Below are 20,195 nucleotides of genomic sequence, written 5' to 3'. Positions count from 1 at the left end.
GCGCCGGCGGGGCGTTTTTCATGCTGGCAGCGCCTTCAGGCCGCGCGCCATGGTCTGGTAGCGCGCGGTCTCGCCGACCACGGTCCGTGCATTGGTTTCCGTGTTGACCAACTGGGAACGGGTCGGATCGCTGTGGAACACCGTGACCGTATAGCCCTTCTGCAACGAGAAGGTGGAAGTCTCGGGGGCCACCGGCGCCCCGCCATGGACATCCAGGTCGTAGACCACCTGCTGATACTTATCCTCCACATGCACGCTGACGCGCAATCCCCCTTCGTGCGTCCCGGCGGAAACGGAAACCGTCAGCGTATTGAAGACCAGGCTGAGGTTCAACGTCGCCACCGGATTGCCAGCACCGTCGAACAGCGACCACAGGAACATGTTCCCGCGCACGGTCGGCACCACCGCGATCTCGGATGCTGACGCATAGGTGATGAGGCCATCGGCAAGCACCTCGGCCACCATGTTCTTTACCCCGGCCTTGACCTGCCCCTGCATCACGTTTTCGATCGGATAGCGGCCAATGTTCGCCTCCTCCTTGAACGAGTAATACCGCTCGCCGCCATAGGGGGACAACGGGAAGATCACGTTCATGGCGGTCGAATTCAATGTGCCGATACAGTCATATGAGAACAATTCATTGCCGGTGACGTCGGAGAAACTGACATAGCCGTAGGTATCTGAGAAGTAATAGTKCGGCTTCCCGCCAATGATCTGAAAGCGGATCTCCCGCGCCGCCAGGTCGATCGTCACGGTACAGAACTGGAAGTCGCTGATGCCCTTCATCTTGAGGGTGAAGAGGTTGCCAACGTAGGCATCCGGTTCGAAGTTGAAGGTGGACATTACGTCCATGTACTCGCGCCGCGCCGCGGTGCGGGCCGCCGGCGGCAGCGCCATGACCGCCAGGTAGAGGTCATCTTTCAACTGCGCGTAGGGCGCATGAGCCATCGGCAGGTGGTCGCGCACGATCGTCGCGCCAGCGGCGATGCGCGCCTGCAGGTCCGCTTCGGGATCGTTGCTGGCCGCCGCGTTCTGCAGACCCAGCGCCGTGATCGTCAGCAAGTGACTCTGCTGGTCCAGGAGCAAGCCGGGCGTGGGGGGCTCGACAGCCAGCAGGTTGGCATACGCCACGTGCACCTCAAGCTGATAGCCGATCTCGAAGGCCGCGGCGCGGTGAAACGGCGCCGCGGCCTGGCCGCTAATCTCGCATGCAAGGACGTAGGCTCCCACGCCGTTCTTCACCCCGATCGCGGCGTAGAACCCCGTGCCCAAGGCATCGAGCGGCTGGGCCTTGATATCGATGCGCACCTGCATGGTGGTGAAGTCGACGCGGATTGTCCMGCTTACATCGCGAGAGGAACCGAGCAGCACCAGCGTCTGGGAAATCGTGCCCGACCCCTGCTTGAAGGTGTATGTCAGCGACTGGCTGGCCGTCTGTTCCTTGACGACCAGATAGTCGGCATCCACCAGGTATTTGCGGTTCTTGCCCGTCGGTGGCCGGATCGTATAAGCGCCAATCGGCAGGTTGTCCAGGATCATTTCCGGCGCGCGGACCGGAACGTGGAGCACCTCCCGGGCGCCCTCCATCAGCACCAGCGGTTCGCCGTAGATCTGCTTGAATTCGTCGATCACGAACCGCAGGGAAAGGCTGCCCGTGACGCCGGTACCCTGCAGCTCCACGGTATCGACCAGGCGCAGCGGCGAGTCGAGATGCAGCGCGGATTGCACTGTCGGCAGCGTCTCCGCCGTGACCAGTTCGCTGAGCGGATAGACCGCGCGGGCGTGGCTGAAGGCGTTGAGCATGGCGCGCAGCGGCGTCACCGGCGCGCCGGCCAGCGCGAGAAATGGCGCAACATCCACATCGCAACGTTCGGCGCTGGCGGCAGCCATCTCATCGAACCCGGCCGGCCGCACCGCCGGCGAGGGCGACGTGTTCATATGGATCCGATCCTGCTGGTTCAGGCGGKTGATCGAGGCATCGCCAGCCTTGTACTTCAGCAGCATCACCAGATAGACCTGCGCCCGGACATCCCAGGACTCATACCGCGTGCCGCTGCGGAGCAGCGCCATCACGCTCGCGAAGAACGCCGGCGCCCCTTGGTAGAGCCAACCCTGGGTGTAGACGTTGGCGCCCATCACGAAGTCCTGCCAGGTGGCCGCAAAAACATTGCCCCATACGGAATCCGGATCGGCCACATTCTGCTMGGAGAAGCGGCGCTGATAGCCGCCAGCGATGACATTGGGCGCATTCCAGCTGGTCGGCAGGTTGTCGAGCCAGACCGGCGCGACCGACGCCGACGTCGTGGCGGCCACGCGTAGGCCATAGTAGGCAGGTTCGGCATCCGATGCGATGTCATCGGCCGCCAGGTAGTAGTGGTTCCTGACGTTGAGATCCGTGGGCCGCTGGGGTTGGAATGACACCCCCATCAGGGCATTGAAGGAGGTCAACATGTCCTGGTAGTACGCACCCAGCGCATTGAGACCGCCGGGATAGGCCCGCAGCACGGCCTTGTCCCGCGCCGGCACCAGCATGTACATATAGTCGCCCTCGATCAGGCCAAACTCGGCATCCTGCGCGTCCCAGGTGGCAAAGAATGGCGCCTCGGCATTGCCCGCCCGATAGATCGGCAGCATTTTGCTCGTCGAGGGGAAGGCAAACTCGATCAGAGGGGTGCCTGCCACATAGGGCGTCACGACAAACGGGACGCGCACCGCGTTCATGGTGACATTGACCCACGCATTACCCACTCCCACCCACTGCGCCGGGATCGTGCCGTCGCTGGCGCATGTCACCATTACCGACGAAGTGAAGTCGGGCGATACTTGCCGGAGCCGGAGCGTGGCACCAGTCGGCAGGATGATGCCGAGCGCCTGCTTGTCGTGATCGAGCCCTTTCGGCAGCCCCCCCTTGCGAATCCATTCCGGATCCTGAAGCGTGTACACAGACTTCGTTTGTAGGATTTCCGCCATCTTGGATACCTCGTGAAGGATGCAATCGGACCCGGCTGCGCGTCACGCCACCGCCCGCAAGCCACGCGGCATGGTCTGGTAGCGCGCCGTGGCCGCCACGGTGGTCCGCGCCGACGTCTCTGCGTTGATCAGTTGGGAGCGCGTGGGGTCCTGGTGGAAGACCGTGACCGTATAGCCCTTCTGCAGCGGGAAGAACTGGTTATCGGCGGACACCGCGGCATTCCCCGGCATGGCGATGTCATAGACGGGATCGCCGTAGCGGTTTGCCACGCCGATGCTGATATAGACCGCCGGCACGCCGGGATTCGGCACGGCAGCGTGTAGCGTCAGTCTCAGCACATTGATCACCAGGTCCAGTTCCAGCGTGGCGACCGGCTGATCCGCATTACCGAGCAGATTCCACGTGAACATGTTGCCCCGCACGGACGGCGTTTGAGAGATTTCCGATGCCGTGGCCGTCATCACCACGCCGTTGCCGGGCAGGTCCAGCATCGTATTGGCCAACCCGTTCCACGTGACGCCCTGCATCCTGTTCTCGATGGTGTAGCGCTGACCCAGTTCCTCCTTGAACGAGTAGAACTGCTCGCCACCGTAGCGGGACAGCGGAAACGTGCGGACCATGGCGGTCACGGTCAGGTCGCCGATGAAGTCATAGGAGAACAATTCCTGGCCGTCMGCGTCGCGAAAGCTGACGTAGCCGTAAGTACTCCCAAAATAGCTGTGCGGCTTGCCGCTGAAGGTCTGGAAGCGCACTTCGAGACGAACCAGGTCGAGCGTCATGGTGAAGAACGTCCAATTGCTGATGCCCTTCAGCGAGACGACGAAATTGTTTCCGATATTGGTGCCCGGCGCCGTGTTCTGCAGGGACATCACGTCGGCGTAGTCGGCCACCGCCTGGGCGCGCGCCGGCTCCGGCAGCGCCATCACGGCCAGGTAGATGTCATCCTTGACCGTGGCATACGGTGCCGTGGTAATCGACAGGCGCTCCCGCACCAGTGCCGCCGCTTCCGCAATGCGCAACGACAGGTCCGCCACCGGACTGTTCATCGCCTGCAGGTTCTCGAGCCCGTGCGCCGTGATCACGAAGTCGTTGGTCGCCTGCGGCCGAATCAGTCCGGGGGCGGCCGGCAGCACCCGCAGCCGCGATGGCTCCTCATGGCGCACCTCGATCCGATAGCCGATCTCGAACGGAATGTCCGCATGCTCCGGGGCTGGGTGGTTGCCGTGAAAGTCCCGCTGATAGACCGGATCGCCATCGGCCGTCCGGATCGTGACGCCGATGTAGACCGTATCCATGAACGCGGTATTGGGGTTGCTCAACAGGTCCACGATGATCTGGCGCGTGGGCGCGTCCACGCGGATCGTGCCGTACAGGCCGTTATCCGCCCCCAACAGCATGAAGGTCTGCGTGACGATGGCGGACGCCTGCTTGAAGACATAGGCCAGCGCCTGCGTGCTGGTGCCCTCCTTCACAATCAGGTAGGCCGAGTCAATCGCATATTTACGATTCTTGCCGGTGGGTGGGCGCAACGTGTACACGCCAACCGGCAAATCGGCGAACGTCACCCCGGTGGCGATGATGCGTGCCGAGGACACCTCCCTCGGCCCTTCCATCACGAACAGCGGTTCGTCGTAGATCTGCACGAACTGGTCGATGGCAAACTGCAGCGTCACGCTGCCGCGCAGGCCAGTACGGCGCATCTCCGCCGGGTCCACCAGTTGCAGCGGCGACGCCGCATGGAGCGCCTCCTGCGCCGGGACCAGGCTGGCCGCGCTGACCAGCGCATAGAGCGGGTACACCGCGCGCGCGTCGCTGAACATATTGAGCACCGTCCGCACCGACGCCATCCTGGCGCCCACCATGCCGATGAATGGCGCCACATCCACCMCGGCCTCGGCGGCATAAACCTCGGCCATMATGTCGATCACGGGCGGCGCGATCGGCGGCAACGGCAGCGCGTTGGCATAGGTCCGGTATTGCCGGTTGAAGCTGGCAAACGCCGTGTTGCCAGCCTTGTACTTGAGCAGCATCAAAAAGTAGAGCTTCTCGCGCATGCTCCACTCCTGCAGCGGCGTACCGCTCGTGATCCGGCCGATCACGCCGCTGAACAGGGCCACCTCGTCCTGATAGAGCCAGCCATCGGTGTGCACCGCGGCGCCCAGCGCGTTGTCCTGCCAGGTGGCGGCATACAGCTTGTTCCAGACCTCGAGAAAGCTGACCGAGCCAGCCGCCATGAAGGTGCCGAGGTAGGCGTGGCCCAGCGTTTCCAGCGGGGTCCAATTGGTGCGCAGGCCGGCGAACCAGTCCGCCGTCATGGACGCCGAGGTGGATGCGGCCCACGCGGGGCCGTAGTAGGCGCTGCCGCTGCCCTCCGCATCGGCCTTGATGAAGAACTGGTTGCGGATGTTGAGATCCGTCGCCCGTTCGGGATCGAACGCTATGCCACACAGCGCGTTGAAGGTGGAAACCACGTTGTCGTAGTACGCCGTCAGTGCGGCGAGGCCGCCCGGCAAGGTCCTGAGCATGGGCTTGTCGGCCTCGGGCACCAGCATCCGGACGTAGCGCGACTGGATCAGCGCGAATTCGGCCGCCTGCTGGTCCCACGTCGAAAAAAATGGGGATTCCGCACCGCCAGCTTCGAACACGGGGAGCGTCTTGCTGGTTGGCKAGCAGGTGTACCAGACCGTGGGCGGTGTGCCGCCGCCGAGGTACGGGGTCTCGATAAACGGCACCGAGGCGGTGTGCGCCGTGATCGTAAGTGGCATTTCGCCGAAACTGAACACGCGCTCGGTGCGGCCGTCGCTGTTGAGCAGGCGCAGTGTCAGCTCGCCCATGAAATCCATGTCGATCTGGCTGATCGTCAGCTCGCCGCCCGCCGCCAGGACCACGCCGAGATGCTGGCGGTCATGGCCGAGACCCTTGTCGAGTCCGGCCTTGTGGAACCACTCGGGGTCCGTGAGCCAGTGGAGCGTCTTGACCTTCTCGATGTCCGACATCTGCCATCCCCCTTCGTCGCGACGTCCGGATCGGACGTTTCGATGCAGCGTGAGGGGAAGTATCGCGGTGCGGTGCGGAGGCCGGAATGGATTAGCGAGAGGCGGGTGCGGGAGGGGATTTGTCGGCAGTGGCCCGCTCGGCGGCGCGCGCCTGCCACCCCGGCGGCACCACGAAGCCGCGCGAGCGTTCCTGCCAGATGCCGGGCTGCTCGGGCCCGGCGGGCGCCAGTTCGCAGACCATCACCGGGGCTTCACGCCGCCAGCTATGCGCCTGGTGCGGATCGGCAAAGCGTTGCGCCAGCGCGGTGTGCAACGCGGCGGCGGACTCCGTCTGCGACTCGGGCACCCGCGCGCCCGAGAGCCAGTCCGCGCGCGGCAGCCGGCACCAGCGCGTGGTGGCCGCCGCCGGGTGGGCCTGCGCCCGCGCGGCCCAGTCCTCCAGCGTGGACCACCAGCCGTGCAGGTGATCGGGCGCGATGCCCAGCGTATCGAGCCCGGCCGGCAGGCGGCCATCGCGATAGAACAGCCAGCCCAGCAGGTAGACCTCGCTGCGGTCGATGGGATGGGTGAGCACCGCCTGCGCTTCGGCCGCGCGGCCCAGCGGCAGCTGACGGCCGACGATATGGTCGAGCTTGTCCCCTAACCGATCGACGAGATTGGGGCCGACGAAGTTGCGGCGGTMGGGTGGCGTGCCCGGCTGTCCATCCACCATCAGGTAGAACTTGGCCGCCATCTCCCAGTGCACGGTCTGCGCGCTGGCGGGATCGCGCCAGATCACGTCCAGTTCGCCCAGCGTCTGGATGCCATGGCCGTTGGCGCGCCGGATCGGCACATTGGCGGCGACGAGTTCGATCCCATCGGCCCGATGCAACGCGAAGTGGAGCAGCCGCTCGGCATGGCGGCCCAGGCGCAGGCTGCGGCTACCCGTGGGGTCCGGGTGGCCGCTCAGTTCGGCGATGGTTTCGGGAAGTGTGGCGGGGTCGGCGCGCTCCAGCCAGCGCTGCCACGCGGCCTGCGCGCCGGGCGGCCAGTAGGCCAACGCGGCGCCGGCGCCGTAGCCAGCCGGCAGGTGCGAGAGCAGCGGCGGCGAGAGCGAGCACCACGCGAGATCGCGCACCCGCTGGGACGCGGCGGTGCGCCACAGGGGCGCCGGCCCGTCGGCGCCGGCTGCTACCGGCCCGCCCGGGCGGATGGCCTGCGCGGGATCAGGCTTCAGCTCCCGCACGGTCGTGTACCTCGCGGGCCAGACACAGGTCTTCCCATGCGCGCGCCTTGTCGGTCAGCGTGCGCAGCAGGTAAGCCGGATGATAGGTCACCACCACGGGAATCCCCTCGTACCGGTGCACGGTGCCGCGCAGCTTGCCGATGGGCGTCGTCGAGCGCAGCAGCGACTGCGCCGCGAAACGCCCCAGCACCACGATCACCTTCGGCCGGATCAGCGCGATCTGGCGGCGCAGGAACGGCTCGCAGTGCGCCACCTCCTCCGGCTCCGGATTGCGATTGCCGGGCGGGCGGCACTTCAGCACATTGGCGATAAAGACATTGCGGTCGCGCGCAAGKCCCAGCGCGCCGAGCATGTTGTCGAGCAGCTTGCCGGCCTGGCCGACGAACGGCTCGCCCTGGAGGTCTTCATTCTCGCCCGGGGCCTCGCCCACTAGCATCCATTCGGCGCGGCGGTCGCCCACGCCGAGGACCGTATTGGTGCGGGTGTCGCTCAGGCCGCAGGCGGTGCACTCGGCCACGGCGGCTTCCAGCGCCGCCCAGTCCATGGCGGCGATGGCGGCGTCCCGGGCCAGAGCGGCCTCATCCTGCACGGCGGGTTGCGGCGGCGGCGACAGGGCTTCGATCACCACGGGGCGCGGGGTGGCGGCCGGGGTGGTCATCACCACGTCGACTTCGGGTTCGATTTCGGCCACGGCTACCGTGGCGACCTCGATTTCGACCTCGACGTCGGCTTCGGCCTCTACAGGCGCCCCAGCCAACCGGCGCGGCACCCATTCCGACGGGATGCCGAGCACTTCGAGGAACTGCGCGCGGCGATTCATGCGGACTCCTTGCCTTCGTGCCAGGCCCGGCGCAGCACGAGCGCGTCTTCGCGCCCATTGGCCGTGGCCGGATAGTAGCCCTTGCGGCGGCCGATCTCGGCAAACCCGGCTTCCTCGTACAGCGTCAGCGCGCCCACATTGGACGGGCGCACTTCCAGCAGCATGGTGCCGAGGTTGTGGGCATGGGCGGTGGCCAGCGCCACGGCCAGCAGCAGCCGGCCATGGCCCTGCCGCTGCCGGCGCGGGTCCACGGTGATATTGAGCAGGTGCATTTCGTCGACCACCGGCATCAACACGGCATAGCCGACCAGCGTATTGGCTGGATCACGGAGCGTCAGGCCGATATGGCCCGATTTCAGGGAATTCTCAAAATTGCCGCGCGTCCAGGGATGGCTGTAGGCGCGCTGCTCGATATCGGCCACGGCGTGCAGGTCCAGCGCGCTCATGCGGCCGAGCGTCCAGCCATCGCCCAGCTCGGGCATGACCGGCACGGCCGGCCATTGGGGCGACTCGGGCAGCAGCGCGGCGCTCACGCGGCCTCCCCTGCGGCGGCCTTCGCGGCCTTCGCGGCCTTCGCGGCCTTGGCGGCTTTATCAGCTTTCTCGGCGGCAATCGCCTCGCGCTCCACGATGGTGTGGGCAACCTTGTTGCGCACATAGATCGGCATGGCGTCGGYAGCGTCGATGGTCTCGCCGCGCGCCAGCGCCCGCAGGCCGATGGCCACCGCGGCGCGGGCGTCCGGCATGGCTTCGGGCATTACGCGGCCGGCCTGCGCGGCCACCTGGAGCCGTTCGCCAAACACGGTCGAACCATTGCCGGCGAGCCAGAACGCGCCATCGGGCTGCGCCACGGCTTCTGGCGGTCCCACCTGCACCGGGCCCTCCATCGACCACTCCATTGCGGCGGCGTCCCAGCGGAACGTGGCGGCATAGGTCTCGTCCATGCGGGCGTCGAGCGCAACCAGCACGCGCGTGTCCGCCGGCAACGATGAAGTGCCGGATCGGACGCTTTCCGCGCACATCGTCAATACATTGATGGGAATTACCGGCAGATCAGCGCCGAAGGCGAGCCCTTGGGCCACGCCGCAGGCGGTACGCAGGCCAGTGAACGAGCCGGGGCCGGCGCMAAACGCGATGGCGGCACAGTCGGCTAGCGTGATGCCGGCCTCGGCCAGCACTTCGGCCACGGCCGGGAGCACGCGCGCAGACGACCGCGCGCCCGTATGCTCATGGCGGGAGAAACACTCGAGGGCGCCGTCAGTGGCGGCGCGCCCCAGTGCGACGGAGCACCACTCGGTGGAGGTCTCGACAGCAAGAATCCAGGACATGGCGCGATTGTATCCGGAGCGCGGCCAAAGCTGTATTGGCAGGCACGCCGGCACCGTGCGCGACAGACCGTGCCGCCGCGCGCGGACCGAGGGCTTCTTCGGTTTTTCCGCCGCAAACGGCGCGGCGCGGCGGCTATCATCGCACTTCTACGCCCACTCATTACCCGGAGACACCATGAGCGACCTGCAGGCCCGCTTCGACCAGGCCCTAATCGACGTCAAGACCCTGAGCGAGCGTCCCAACAATATGACGCTGCTGCGCCTCTACGCGCTTTACAAGCAGGGTGCCGAGGGCGACGCCCACGGCGACAAGCCCGGCATGACCGACTTCGTCGGCCGCTACAAGTTCGAAGCCTGGGAAGCCCTCAAGGGCACCAGCCAGGACGACGCCAAGCAGAAATACGTCGAACTGGTCGGCGAACTGCTGGCAGGCACCGCCAGCTAAGCCGCCGCTAGGCCCCTGCCCCGACCGGCATCGGCTTCGGCCGGATACGCCACGCGGCCAGGATCGCCGTGGCGATCACCACGCCCACGGCCAGGAAGGTCTCATCGAATGCCGCGATCCGGGCGACCGGATCGCCACCCGGCCCGAGCACCGCGCCGTGCTCCGCCAGCCGCCACTGCAGCCCCACCCCCGCCAGACTCACCCCGATCGCTCCGCCAAGCTGCCGCAGGAAATTGATGCAGCTCGACCCTTGGGCGATCAGCGAGAAATCCACCCCGCGCATCGACCCGAGCGTCAGCGACGGCAGGATGGAGCCGAGCCCGATCCGCCCAATCACCGCATAGAGCACCAGCAGCAGGTAAGGCGTGGCCATCGACCCGGTGGCCATCAGCAGGAACGACGCCGCCAGCAGCGCCAGCCCGAACGACACCTGCCGGTGCGGCAAGATGTAGTTGGTCAGCCGCCCCGCCACCGCAATCGTCACCGCCAGCACAATGCCGGCCGGCATCAGCACGATGCCCGCCTGCGACGGCGTATAGGCCAGCGCCATCTGCATGTAGACCGGCAGCAGGTAGGTGGAACCGAACAGCCCGGCGCCATAGATAAACGCCACCACGGCCCCGGCCGAGAACTGGCGGTAGCTGTAGAGCCGCATATCCATCAGCGGCTCGGGCGCGCGCAGCTGCCAGACCACGAAGCCCGCCAGCAGCAAGACGCCCAGCCCGGCCAGCGCCAGTCCGGCCGGCACGTTCTCGCGCATTTCCACCAGCCCGTTGAGCAGCGTCACGGTGGCCACGCCGGCCAGCGCCAGCCCGCGCCAGTCGAGTGCCTTCCGCTCGCCGATCATCGCCGAGTCCACGGCCATATAGCGGCGCGCCATCCACAGGCCGATGAGGGTCAGCGGCACCACCACGAAGAAGATCGAGCGCCAGCCGAAGGTCTCCACGAGGAAGCCGCCCACGCTTGGGCCGATGGCTGGCGCCAGCACCACGCCGAAGCCGAACAGGCTCAGCGCCTTGCCCTGCTCGCGTTCTTCGAACACGCGCAGGATGAAAATATTGGGCAGCGGCTGCATGATGCCGGCCGCGATGCCCTCGGCCACGCGCATGGCCAGCATCACGCCGAAGGTGGGCGAAAACCCGCCAATCAGCCCGCCCGCGCCCAGCAGCAACAGGCTGCCGACGAAGGTCCGGCGCAGCCCGAATCGGTTCAGCAGCCACGGCGTGAGCAGCATCGACAGCGTMATGGCGATCATGAAACTGGCCGCCACCCACTGCGCGCGCTCCTGGCCCAGGTGGAAATGCCRGCTCAGGTCCGGCACGGCCACGTTGACGATGGTCGAGGACACGATGGACGACATCGTGCCCAGCATCAGCGTGACCAGGATCAGCCAGCGCAGGCGCTCGCCATAGCGGGCGCGCAGCACGGCGCGTGTCGGCCCGCCGGCCGGCTGCGAGCCCGTCACCCGAGCCGCCCGGTGTGAGCGATCTCCCGGATCTTGCGCACCGTGTCGAGGTCCGCCTCGTGGTATGCCGACTTGACGATCTCCGCATAGCGGTCGTCGCCGCTGTCATCCGTGTCGGGCAGGGTCGTTTCATAGATGAAACGCACCAGCAGCGCGCCCGGCGCGGGGGTCTCGATGCTCATCGACAGCCTGCCGCCGGCATGCTCGGCCGTGGCCGCAGTCTCATAGCGCACCGCGCGCCGTGGCTCGAATACCACGCGGTCCTGTATCGACGTCTTTCCGAAATGCAGCACGCGGTCCAGCCAGCCATCGCCCCGCGCCAATACCTCGGCGCGCTCCAGCCCCAGGACGAACAACTCGGGCGACTCGGCCCGCAGCACCAGGCCCTGCCACAGCTGTTCAGCGGTCAGCGGCTCCAGCGTGGGATTGCCTGGGTCATTGATCTCCACCAGGTGTTCAAAACGCAACTTGACTCTCCAATCTCGTGAATGTCCATATTATGAAGGCTCCTTGCGCGCCGCGGCGGTCCGCGCTTTCGTTTTCAGAGTCATCTCATAGCCGCCATGCAGCGCATCGATGATCCTGTCCGGACTGGCATCACTCCTGACAGCTATTGTCAGGAGTGCCGGCGCACAATGCTGGCCCGGGCAAGGAAGGCGTCAGGAGCCGTCAGGAGCGGACAGAAGTGGAAAAGCACGAACCGACACTGGCCGCCGCCACGCCCGAGAACGCTCATGAAGCAGGAGGCTGGCATGGAGTTGCTGATCAATATCGACGTCGATGACCTCGAACACGGCATCGGCTTCTACGAAGCAGGACTGGGATTGCGGCTGGGCCGCCGGCTGTTCGACAACAGCGTGGCGGAAATGCACGGCGCCTGCGCGCCGATCTACCTGCTGGCCAAGGAGGCCGGCACGGTGGCCACGGCGCGGGCCGATGCGCGGCGCGACTACGCGCGGCACTGGACCCCCGTGCACCTGGACTTCGTGGTGGAAAACCTCGAAGCGGCCATCGAGCGCGCGCTGGGCGCCGGCGCCGAGATMGAGGACTGGCCGCAGGACTTCGACTGGGGCCGGCAGGCCCGCCTGTCCGACCCGTTCGGCCATGGCCTGTGCTTCATCGAATGGCGGGGCCGGGGCTACGGCGCCGTGGCGGGCCCCTGACCCACGAGCCAGCCACAAACAAAAAACCCCACGGCGCGAACCGTGGGGTTTTTCATTGCAAGCCTGAAGAAACTCAGACTTCCTCGTACAGCGGCAGCGTCAGGAATTCGGCGAAGTCTTCCGACGTCGACATTTCCTCGAAGATCTGCGCGGCGCGATCATAAGTGCTGGTATCGCCACCCACGAGTGCCTTCACCTTGGCCAGTTCTTCCGGAATCAGCGCGCGCACCAGCTCGGCGGTCACCTTGCGGCCGTCTTCCAGCTTGCCCTTCGGCGAGCGGATCCATTGCCAGACCTGCGAGCGCGAGATCTCGGCCGTGGCGGCATCTTCCATCAGGTTGTGGATCGGCACGCAGCCGTTGCCGGCCAGCCAGGCGCCCAGGTAATGGATGCCCACGTTGATGTTMATGCGCAGGCCGTGCTCGGTGATCGGGGCCTCGGGCTTGAAGTCGAGCAGGTCGGCGCCCTTCACGTTCACGTCCGGACGCTGCTTCTCGAACTGGTTCGGCTTGTCGCCGAGCACTTCCACAAATTCCTTCATCGCCGGCGCGACCAGACCCGGGTGGGCCACCCAGCCGCCGTCGTAGCCATCGGTAGCGTCACGGCGCTTGTCGCTGATGATGCCTTCCATGGCGATGGCGTTCTTTTCCGGATCGTTCTTGATCGGGATCAGGGCGCTCATGCCGCCAATCGCGGGCGCACCGCGCTTGTGGCAGGTCTTCAGCAGCAGCAGCGCGTAGGCGCGCATGAACGGCGCGGTCATCGTGACCTTGGCGCGGTCTGCCAGGCAGAAGTCCTTGTCCACCTTGAACTTCTTGATGCACGAGAAGATGTAGTCCCAGCGGCCGGCGTTCAGGCCAGCGCTGTGGTCGCGCAGTTCATAGAGGATTTCCTCCATCTCGAACGCGGCCAGGATGGTCTCGATCAGCACCGTGGCCTTGACCGTGCCCTGCGGCAGGCCAATCTCGTTCTGGGCCATCACGAAGATGTCGTTCCAGAGGCGGGCCTCCAGGTGGCTTTCCATCTTCGGCAGGTAGAAGAACGGGCCGGCGCCACGCGCGATCTGCTCGCGGGCGTTGTGGAACAGGAACAGTGCGAAGTCGAAGATGCCGCCCGAGATGCGCTTGCCGTCGATGGTGACGTGCTTCTCTTCCAGGTGCCAGCCGCGCGGGCGCACCTGCAGCGTGGCGATCTTGTCGTTGAGCTTGTAGTGCTTGCCGTTGGAGTCCAGCGTCAGCGTGCGGCGCACGGCGGCCTTCAGGTTCACCTGGCCCTGCATCTGGTTGTGCCAGTTCGGGGTGTTGGAGTCCTCGAAGTCCGTCATGTAGCTGTCAGCGCCCGAGTTGAAGGCGTTGATCACCATCTTGGCTTCCACCGGACCGGTGATTTCCACACGACGGCACTCCAGCGCCTGCGGCACCGGTGCCACCTTCCATTCGCCTTCGCGGACGCTCTTGGTCTCCGGCAGGAAGTCCGGGAGTTCGCCGGCATCCAGGCGCTTGGCGCGCGCCACGCGGGCGGCCAGCAGTTCCTGGCGGCGCGGCTCGAAGGCGCGATGCAGCTTGTCGACCAGGGCCAGGGCTTCCGGCGTGAGGATGTCTTCGTAGGCCGGCAGGATGTCGCCGGTAATCTTCATGCCCGCGGGCAGCGTGATAGCCATCAGTCTTCTCCTGTGTGTGCGATGGTGTGTTGTTGGGTGGACCCGTCCGTCAGACCGCGACGCCGGAGGCGGCGAGGAAGGCCAGCAGGTCGTTCATGTCGTGCCCGGTGCCGGTGGGCGCCACGTCCAGGCGCTCCGCCGGGTGGCCGGCACGGTTGATCCAGAAAGTCTTGTAGCCATACCAGGTGGCACCGCACGCGTCCCAGCCGTTCGAGGACACGAAGGCGATGTCCCCGGCGGGCAGGTCGAAGGCCTGCGGCCCCAGCGCGTAGGCGGCCGGCGCGGTCTTGTACTGGCGCACCGCATCGACCGACAGCACATGGTCGAACAACCCGTGCATGCCTGCGCTCTTGACCGAGATGTCGAGCATCTCGGGGTTGCCATTCGACAGGATGCCCAGCGGCAGCCCCGCGCGGCGCAGCCGCTTGAGCGCGCCGAGGTTCTCGGGGAAGGCCGAAAGGCAGGCGTACTCCTTGAGCAGTTGCGCCTCGGTGGCCTCGCCCAGCTTCAGCCCGAGGCGCTCCGCGGCGTAGCGCAGCGCATCCACGGTCAGCGCCCAGAACGGCTTGTACAGCGCGCCGTCCGGCGCGGCCATGGTGCGCAACCGCGTGTAATCGATCTGGCGTTCGCGCCACAACAGCGCCAGGGCCTCTCCCTTGCCGGGAAACAACTGCTCCGCGCGCGCCGTGACCGAATACACGTCGAACAGCGTGCCGTAGGCATCGAACACCACCGCGCGGATCTTGTTCATGGAGGGACTGAATGGGCCTGTACACCGTTGAATGCATCCGATTGTAGTCAGTCGTTGCAGTGCGGCAAAGTCGCACCGGGTCACTTGATCTTTTACTTTTGGGCAACTAATCTTGGCCGATCCGCACAAGACTGTGTATTAACCGGCGAGCTTTCGTGGATCATTTCAAGCAATTGGAGACTTTTGTATCGGTCGCGTCACGTGGCAGCCTCTCGGCTGCCGCCGCCGCCGAAGGCGTGGCGCCGGCGATCATCGGGCGTCGCATCGATGCGCTGGAAGAACGGCTCGGCGTGAAGCTGCTGGTGCGCACCACACGCAAGATCACGCTGACGTTCGAAGGCTCCGCCTTCCTCGAGGACTGCCAGCGCATCCTGAACGACCTGCACAACGCCGAGGCCAGCGTCTCGGCCGGCGGCGTCAAGGCCAGCGGCCACCTGCGGGTGACCGCCCCGGCTGGCTTCGGCCGCAAGCATGTGGCGCCGGTGGTGCCGCTGTTCATCGAATCGCACCCGGACGTGACGCTTACGCTCGACCTCTCCGATCGGGTGGTCGATCTCGTCAACGAAGGCTTTGACTGCGCCATCCGCCTCGGTGACCTGCCCGATTCCAGCCTCGTCTCGATCCGCCTGGCGGAAAACCGCCGCGTGGTGGTGGCCTCCCCCGGCTATCTGGCCCGCGCCGGCACGCCGAAGCTGCCGGAGGACCTGTCACGCCACAATTGCCTGGCTTTCGGCGCCAGTGCCAACGTGCAGCGCGGCTGGGTGTTCCAGCAGGATGGGCGCGCGGTCACGGTCAAGGTGGGCGGCGATATGGAATGCACCGACGGCGCCGTGCTGCACGCGTGGTGCCTCGAAGGCCATGGGCTGGCGTGGCGGTCCTGGTGGGAGGTGGGCCAGGAAATCGCCAGCGGCCGGCTTGTCACCGTGCTCGACGACTTCCAGGCGCCGCCCATCGGCATCCACGCGGTGTTCCCCCAGCGCAAGCACCTGCCGCTGCGCGTACGGCTGTTCATCGACCATCTGAAGCACACCTACGGCAACCCGGCCTACTGGCGCCGCGCCGAGCAGGCGCCGACCAGCGCCGCCGCCGAGGCGTCCGCCGCCGTGGCATAGGTGGTTTCACCCACTGTAAACATTGATATTCCGCAATGGCGACTGCTTCACACTGACTACAATCCAATCAGACAGGCGCCGTCTGGCCTGCCCCGCCTTATCGTGAAATCTTTAAATTCGTGAAAGGAGGTATGGCATGTTCAAGCACATCCTGTTGCCCACCGACGGGTCGGAACTCTCCAAAAAGGCCATCAATGGCGGCCTGGAGCTGGCCAAGGCGATTGGTGCCCGGGTCACCGCCTATGTCTGTCTGGAGGAATACCCCTACACGCCGTTTAGCGAGATTGTCGTCGAGGCCCCGCAAGCCTTCCGGGACCGGATCGAGAATCAGGCGCGGCTCTACCTGAAGGAGATCGAGACCGCCGCCGTGGCCGATGGCCTGCCGTTCGACGCCGACATGACCACCTTCGCGGTGCCCTACCTCGGCATCATCGACGCGGCCGAACGCCATGGCTGCGACGTGATCTTCATGGCTTCGCACGGCCGGCGCGGACTGTCCGGCCTGCTGCTCGGCAGCGAAACCCAGAAGGTCCTGACTCACACCGACATCCCGGTCATCGTTTATMGATGACACGCTGAACCAGCGGCATCCCGCCGCGTCAGTTCACATCAAGGCCGCGCACGGCAACATGCGCGGCCTTGTTGCTTCATATGTCATCGCCGCATCGCAATTCCGCCAGGATTGTGCCGATTGGCCCTAGGAATTGGACGAACTACGATTCTCTTGATCCCCGCCGTTGACGAGAATCCATCATCCATTTCCAACTGGGAAGAGCATGATGGCAATCGATCTTTACGTCCGCCCCTTGACCCGCCGAGCAATCTGTCTTGGCGTCAGTGCGCTGCTGGCCGCCTGCGGTGGGGGCGGCGACGATTCGGAACCGATTGGCACGGACATCTCCGTGACCCAACCCGAGGCGGGCCCGGCCCCGCTGCCGCCCAACGTCGAACCCGCGCMAACGCCCCCCACGCCGGAGCTACCCGCGCCTGCGCCCACGCCACCGGCCCCTGTTCCCGTCCCGCCCGAGCCGCAGCCGATCCCGCCCGTTCCCCACCCGGGACCGCCCACCGAGACAGAAGTAATCACGCGGGACTCGGTACTGAAAACGCAGGCTCGCGTATACGCCGAAGCCCTATGGAAGTCCGCCGAAACGCTGGACCCTGGCCGCGCGCTGCCGGTCAACAAGTCCTGCATGAACGCGCAAGGCGTGGCCAGCCCGGTGGGCTGGGTGTTCACCGGCAACCTCGGCCAGTTCATCTGGAACGTGACTGCCGCGCGTGATCTTGGCCTGCTGGACGCCGCCGAAGCCCAGCGGCGCGTGGCGCGCCATCTGGACTCCCTCGCCGTGCTGCAAGCAACAGCCCGGCAGAATGGCGCGCCCGGTGGCCTGTTCCATGGCACCACGGACAACCGGACAGCCATACCCTCCGGCGATGTGGGTTCGATCGAGAATGCCTGGCTGGCGGTCAGCCTCGCCATGGCCAAACAGGCGTACCCCGAGCTCGCCGCGCAGGCTGGCGCCATCCTCGGCCAGATGCGCTTCGAGACCATGGTGCATCCGCAAAAACAGCAATACGAGATCTCCTTCAATCCCAAGACGCAGACATATTCGGGGATGACCTACGGCCTGCTCGGCGAGACACGGCTGCTGGCCTATGTCGGCATCGCCCTCGGAACCGTGCCGCGCAGCCAGTATTTCAACATCGGCCGCGTACCGACCTGGGCCGAGCGCTCGCAGGACCCGGCGAAGTTCCGCACCTACGAGGGCGTCCGGGTATATGAAGGCACCCGCTCCTATGACGGCCGGCATTTCATGCCGACCAACGGCGGCTCGGTGTTCGAATCGTTCGCGGTGCCCGTGGTGATTTCCGAATCCAAATGGGGCCCCAACAGCTGGGGGCGCTCGCATCCGAACATGGCCAAGACGCAGATCAAGTACGGCCTCGACACCTTTGGCTACTGGGGCTTTTCGCCCGCTTCCGTGCCGGCCAACGCCGGATACACCGAGTACGGCACGCCGCCGGCTTCGCTGGGCGGCACCGGCTACAACCCGCGCGGGCAACACGTGGCGACCCGTGCCGGCCCGGTGGTGTCGCTCTACTCGGTCCTGCTGTTGATCGAGGAGGACCCCGAGGCGGTGATGGCCAACATGAAGAAGCTGCTCGACAACTTCCCCACGCTGAACCACCCGCAATACKGCCTGATGGACAGTGTCGACGTGGAAAACGGCACCGTTTCCAAGTGCCTGCTCGCCGGCAACGTCGGTTGGGCGCTGGGCGCCGTGACCAACTACCTCACCGATGGCAAGCTGCGCGGCTATGTGGACAAGGAATGGGGCCACATGCTGCAGCCGCTGCTGGAGATCGAGGAATTCAGCATCCCGGCGGAGCCTGCGCAGCAGGGCTAAAAATGGACGAACTACGATTATCTTGATCGCTCTCGCGGACGAGAATGGTTCATCAGAACATTCCCCGCACGGAGCACATCATGGCACTCGATTCATCCGCACATCCGCTGGCTCACCGAGCCATCTGCATCGGCCTCAGCGCCTTGTTGGTTGCCTGCGGAGGCGGCGGGAGCGACGAGCCGGTCGCCCCGCCGGCCCAGCCGGGCACGCAGGCGCGGGTTGATACCGGCACCGAGCCGGCGCCCACCCCGACGCCCCAGCCGACGCCCCAGCCGACCCCCGCCCCCATCCCTGCCCCGACACCCACCGAGGTCCCCCCTTCCGACGTAGCGCCCGATGTCCCCGTCCAGCCCGACCCGCAGGCGGCCCTGAAGGCCGAAGCGCGCATCTATGCGAAGTCGCTGTGGAAGTCCATCGAGGCGATGGAGACCAAGCCAGCGTTCCCGTCGAACAAGGCCTGCGTCAACGCCGAGAACAAGATGAACGCGGTCAACTGGATGTTCATCGGCGAGCTTGCCTCGTATATCTCGAACGTAGTGGCTGCGCGGGACCTGGGCCTGATCACGCCGGAAGACGCCAGCCAGCGCATGGCGCGCATGCTGCCCGCCATCGCCGTGCTGCAGCAGCAGGCGAAGGACAAGGGTGCACCGGGCGGATTGTTCCTCGGTTCGCTCAACAGCACCACGGGCGTGCCGGACGGCGACGTGGGTGTCATCGAGAACGCCTGGGTGGCCACCGGCCTGGCCATGGCCAAGCAGGCCTTCCCGGAACTCGCCGCGCAGGCCGGCGCCATCCTCGCCCAGATGCGCTTCGACACCATGCTGGACCCGCAGAAGCAGCAGTTCTACATCAACTACAACCCGGCCACGCAGCAGAACTCGGGGAGTACCTATGACCTGATGAGCGAGACGCGGCTGATCAGCTATGCGGCCATCGCGCTGGGCAATGTGCCGCGCAGCCAGTACTTCCACCTCGACCGCGTGCCGGAATGGGCCGAGCGCAGCATCGACCAGTCGAAGTACCGCACCTATGAAGGCGTGCGCGTCTACGAGGCCTCGCGCAGCTTCGGGGGGCAGTCCTTCATCCCGACCTGGGGCGGCTCCGTATTCGAGACATTTGCCGTGCCAATCATGATCAACGAGCAGAAATGGGGTACCAACAGCTGGGCACGTTCGCATCCGAACATGGCCAAGGCGCAGATCCAGTACGGGCTCGACCAGTTCGGCTACTGGGGCTTCTCGCCCGCCACCATTCCGGCCACGGGCGGGTACACCGAGTACGGCGCGCCGCCGCTGTCCGTGGCGGGCGGCTACCGCCCGGTGGGGCAGCGTGAATCCACMCGTGCCGGCCCGGTGGTATCGCCCTATTCCGTGTTGTCGCTGATCGAATACGAGCCCGAAGCCGTGATGGACGCCATGCGCAAGCTGATCACCAACTTCCCCGCACTGGACMACCCGACCTATGKGCTGATGGACAGTGTCGACGTGCAGACCGGCGTCGTATCCAACTGCGCGCTGTACCTCGACAACTCGCTGGCGCTCGGCGCCGTGGCCAACTATCTAACCGATGGCAAGCTGCGTGGTTACGTCGACAAGGAATGGGGCCACATCCTCCAGCCGCTGCTGGAGATCGAGGAATTCAGCATCCCGGCGCAGCAGCCCTAGTCCGGCTGCCGTCCCCGGAATGAAAAACGCCGCGCCGTCCTGAACTGCACCCCAAAAGTTGGACACCAACTTTTGGGGTGTTTTCATGTATCGGTACTCGGAGCAGTTCAGGCTGACAGTTATCCAGAGCTACCTGGACGGTCAGGCAGGCTATGGTGAGATCGCCAAACGCCATGAAATAGACAGCG

General features: G+C 65.9%; 17 protein-coding genes. 7 read left to right on the top strand and 10 right to left on the bottom strand.

Features of this window, described 5'->3' with window-relative positions:
* Nucleotides 1-18: 18 nt before the first annotated feature.
* The 6 genes from AC1EJR_RS24700 to tsaB form a co-directional block, all read right to left on the bottom strand.
* Nucleotides 19-2,970 carry a putative mucin/carbohydrate-binding domain-containing protein gene (locus AC1EJR_RS24700; RefSeq protein WP_477147708.1) on the bottom strand — a complete coding sequence of 984 codons (2,952 nt, stop codon included), beginning with the start codon at nucleotides 2,968-2,970 and terminating at the stop codon, nucleotides 19-21.
* Between the two features lie 42 nt (nucleotides 2,971-3,012).
* Nucleotides 3,013-5,967, bottom strand: coding sequence for a putative mucin/carbohydrate-binding domain-containing protein (locus AC1EJR_RS24695; protein ID WP_477147707.1), 2,955 nt, complete (start codon nucleotides 5,965-5,967; stop codon nucleotides 3,013-3,015).
* 91 nt (nucleotides 5,968-6,058) lie between these two features.
* Nucleotides 6,059-7,192, bottom strand: coding sequence for a DUF1853 family protein (locus AC1EJR_RS24690; protein WP_477147706.1), 1,134 nt, complete (start codon nucleotides 7,190-7,192; stop codon nucleotides 6,059-6,061).
* Entirely contained in the window at nucleotides 7,173-8,012 is an 840-nt protein-coding gene (locus AC1EJR_RS24685; protein ID WP_441593595.1) for a uracil-DNA glycosylase, read from the bottom strand. Before AC1EJR_RS24685 ends, AC1EJR_RS24690 begins: the two co-directional genes overlap by 20 nt.
* The gene (rimI, locus tag AC1EJR_RS24680) at nucleotides 8,009-8,545 is read right to left on the bottom strand and encodes a ribosomal protein S18-alanine N-acetyltransferase (RefSeq protein ID WP_441593594.1); all 537 of its coding nucleotides are present in this window, start codon (nucleotides 8,543-8,545) and stop codon (nucleotides 8,009-8,011) included. The genes AC1EJR_RS24685 and rimI overlap by 4 nt, the downstream gene beginning before the upstream one ends.
* The gene (gene tsaB, locus AC1EJR_RS24675; protein WP_477147705.1) at nucleotides 8,542-9,339 is read right to left on the bottom strand and encodes a tRNA (adenosine(37)-N6)-threonylcarbamoyltransferase complex dimerization subunit type 1 TsaB; all 798 of its coding nucleotides are present in this window, start codon (nucleotides 9,337-9,339) and stop codon (nucleotides 8,542-8,544) included. Before tsaB ends, rimI begins: the two co-directional genes overlap by 4 nt.
* A 175-nt stretch (nucleotides 9,340-9,514) precedes the next feature.
* On the opposite strand from tsaB, the gene AC1EJR_RS24670 reads away from it, so the two are divergent.
* Nucleotides 9,515-9,784 (top strand): acyl-CoA-binding protein, encoded by a 270-nt coding sequence (locus tag AC1EJR_RS24670; RefSeq protein ID WP_092289362.1) that lies wholly within the window; start codon nucleotides 9,515-9,517, stop codon nucleotides 9,782-9,784.
* Nucleotides 9,785-9,791: 7 nt separating this feature from the next.
* Here the strand turns inward: AC1EJR_RS24670 and AC1EJR_RS24665 are convergent, their stop codons facing one another.
* Complete coding sequence (locus tag AC1EJR_RS24665; protein WP_477147704.1) at nucleotides 9,792-11,249, bottom strand: DHA2 family efflux MFS transporter permease subunit; 1,458 nt, start codon at nucleotides 11,247-11,249, stop codon at nucleotides 9,792-9,794.
* A complete protein-coding gene (locus AC1EJR_RS24660; protein WP_092289366.1) occupies nucleotides 11,246-11,716 on the bottom strand; it encodes an SRPBCC family protein in 471 nt (156 codons plus the stop codon). Before AC1EJR_RS24660 ends, AC1EJR_RS24665 begins: the two co-directional genes overlap by 4 nt.
* A gap of 285 nt (nucleotides 11,717-12,001) precedes the next feature.
* Between AC1EJR_RS24660 and AC1EJR_RS24655 the strand changes: the two genes are divergently transcribed.
* Entirely contained in the window at nucleotides 12,002-12,412 is a 411-nt protein-coding gene (locus AC1EJR_RS24655; RefSeq protein ID WP_092289367.1) for a VOC family protein, read from the top strand.
* Between the two features lie 73 nt (nucleotides 12,413-12,485).
* Here the strand turns inward: AC1EJR_RS24655 and aceB are convergent, their stop codons facing one another.
* Complete coding sequence (gene aceB, locus AC1EJR_RS24650) at nucleotides 12,486-14,072, bottom strand: malate synthase A (protein ID WP_477147703.1); 1,587 nt, start codon at nucleotides 14,070-14,072, stop codon at nucleotides 12,486-12,488.
* Nucleotides 14,073-14,121: 49 nt separating this feature from the next.
* Nucleotides 14,122-14,823, bottom strand: coding sequence for a haloacid dehalogenase type II (locus AC1EJR_RS24645; RefSeq protein ID WP_441593592.1), 702 nt, complete (start codon nucleotides 14,821-14,823; stop codon nucleotides 14,122-14,124).
* 155 nt (nucleotides 14,824-14,978) lie between these two features.
* Here AC1EJR_RS24645 and AC1EJR_RS24640 point away from each other — a divergent pair, with 155 nt between their 5' ends.
* From AC1EJR_RS24640 to AC1EJR_RS24620, 5 genes are all read left to right on the top strand, one after another.
* Nucleotides 14,979-15,935: a substrate binding domain-containing protein gene (locus AC1EJR_RS24640; RefSeq protein WP_477113819.1), complete on the top strand. Its 957-nt coding sequence runs from the start codon at nucleotides 14,979-14,981 to the stop codon at nucleotides 15,933-15,935.
* Between the two features lie 136 nt (nucleotides 15,936-16,071).
* Entirely contained in the window at nucleotides 16,072-16,506 is a 435-nt protein-coding gene (locus AC1EJR_RS24635) for a universal stress protein (RefSeq protein WP_092289374.1), read from the top strand.
* A gap of 622 nt (nucleotides 16,507-17,128) precedes the next feature.
* Entirely contained in the window at nucleotides 17,129-18,343 is a 1,215-nt protein-coding gene (locus tag AC1EJR_RS24630; RefSeq protein ID WP_477147702.1) for a DUF3131 domain-containing protein, read from the top strand.
* Nucleotides 18,344-18,423: 80 nt separating this feature from the next.
* Complete coding sequence (locus AC1EJR_RS24625) at nucleotides 18,424-20,007, top strand: glucoamylase family protein (RefSeq protein ID WP_477147701.1); 1,584 nt, start codon at nucleotides 18,424-18,426, stop codon at nucleotides 20,005-20,007.
* Between the two features lie 85 nt (nucleotides 20,008-20,092).
* Nucleotides 20,093-20,195 (top strand): transposase (locus AC1EJR_RS24620; protein WP_477106569.1); only part of this gene is annotated, 103 nt, incomplete at its 3' end.

Source organism: Cupriavidus sp. 05T42, from assembly GCF_056396345.1.
The sequence above is the reverse complement of the archived record's forward strand: the minus strand, read 5'-3'. Positions and strand labels throughout refer to the sequence as shown.

Bases quoted from the DNA above. Each gene is read 5' to 3' on its own strand.
- AC1EJR_RS24670 (WP_092289362.1), top strand. From the start codon at position 9,515: ATGAGCGACCTGCAGGCCCGCTTCGACCAGGCCCTAATCGACGTCAAG.
- AC1EJR_RS24645 (WP_441593592.1), bottom strand. From the start codon at position 14,823: ATGAACAAGATCCGCGCGGTGGTGTTCGATGCCTACGGCACGCTGTTC.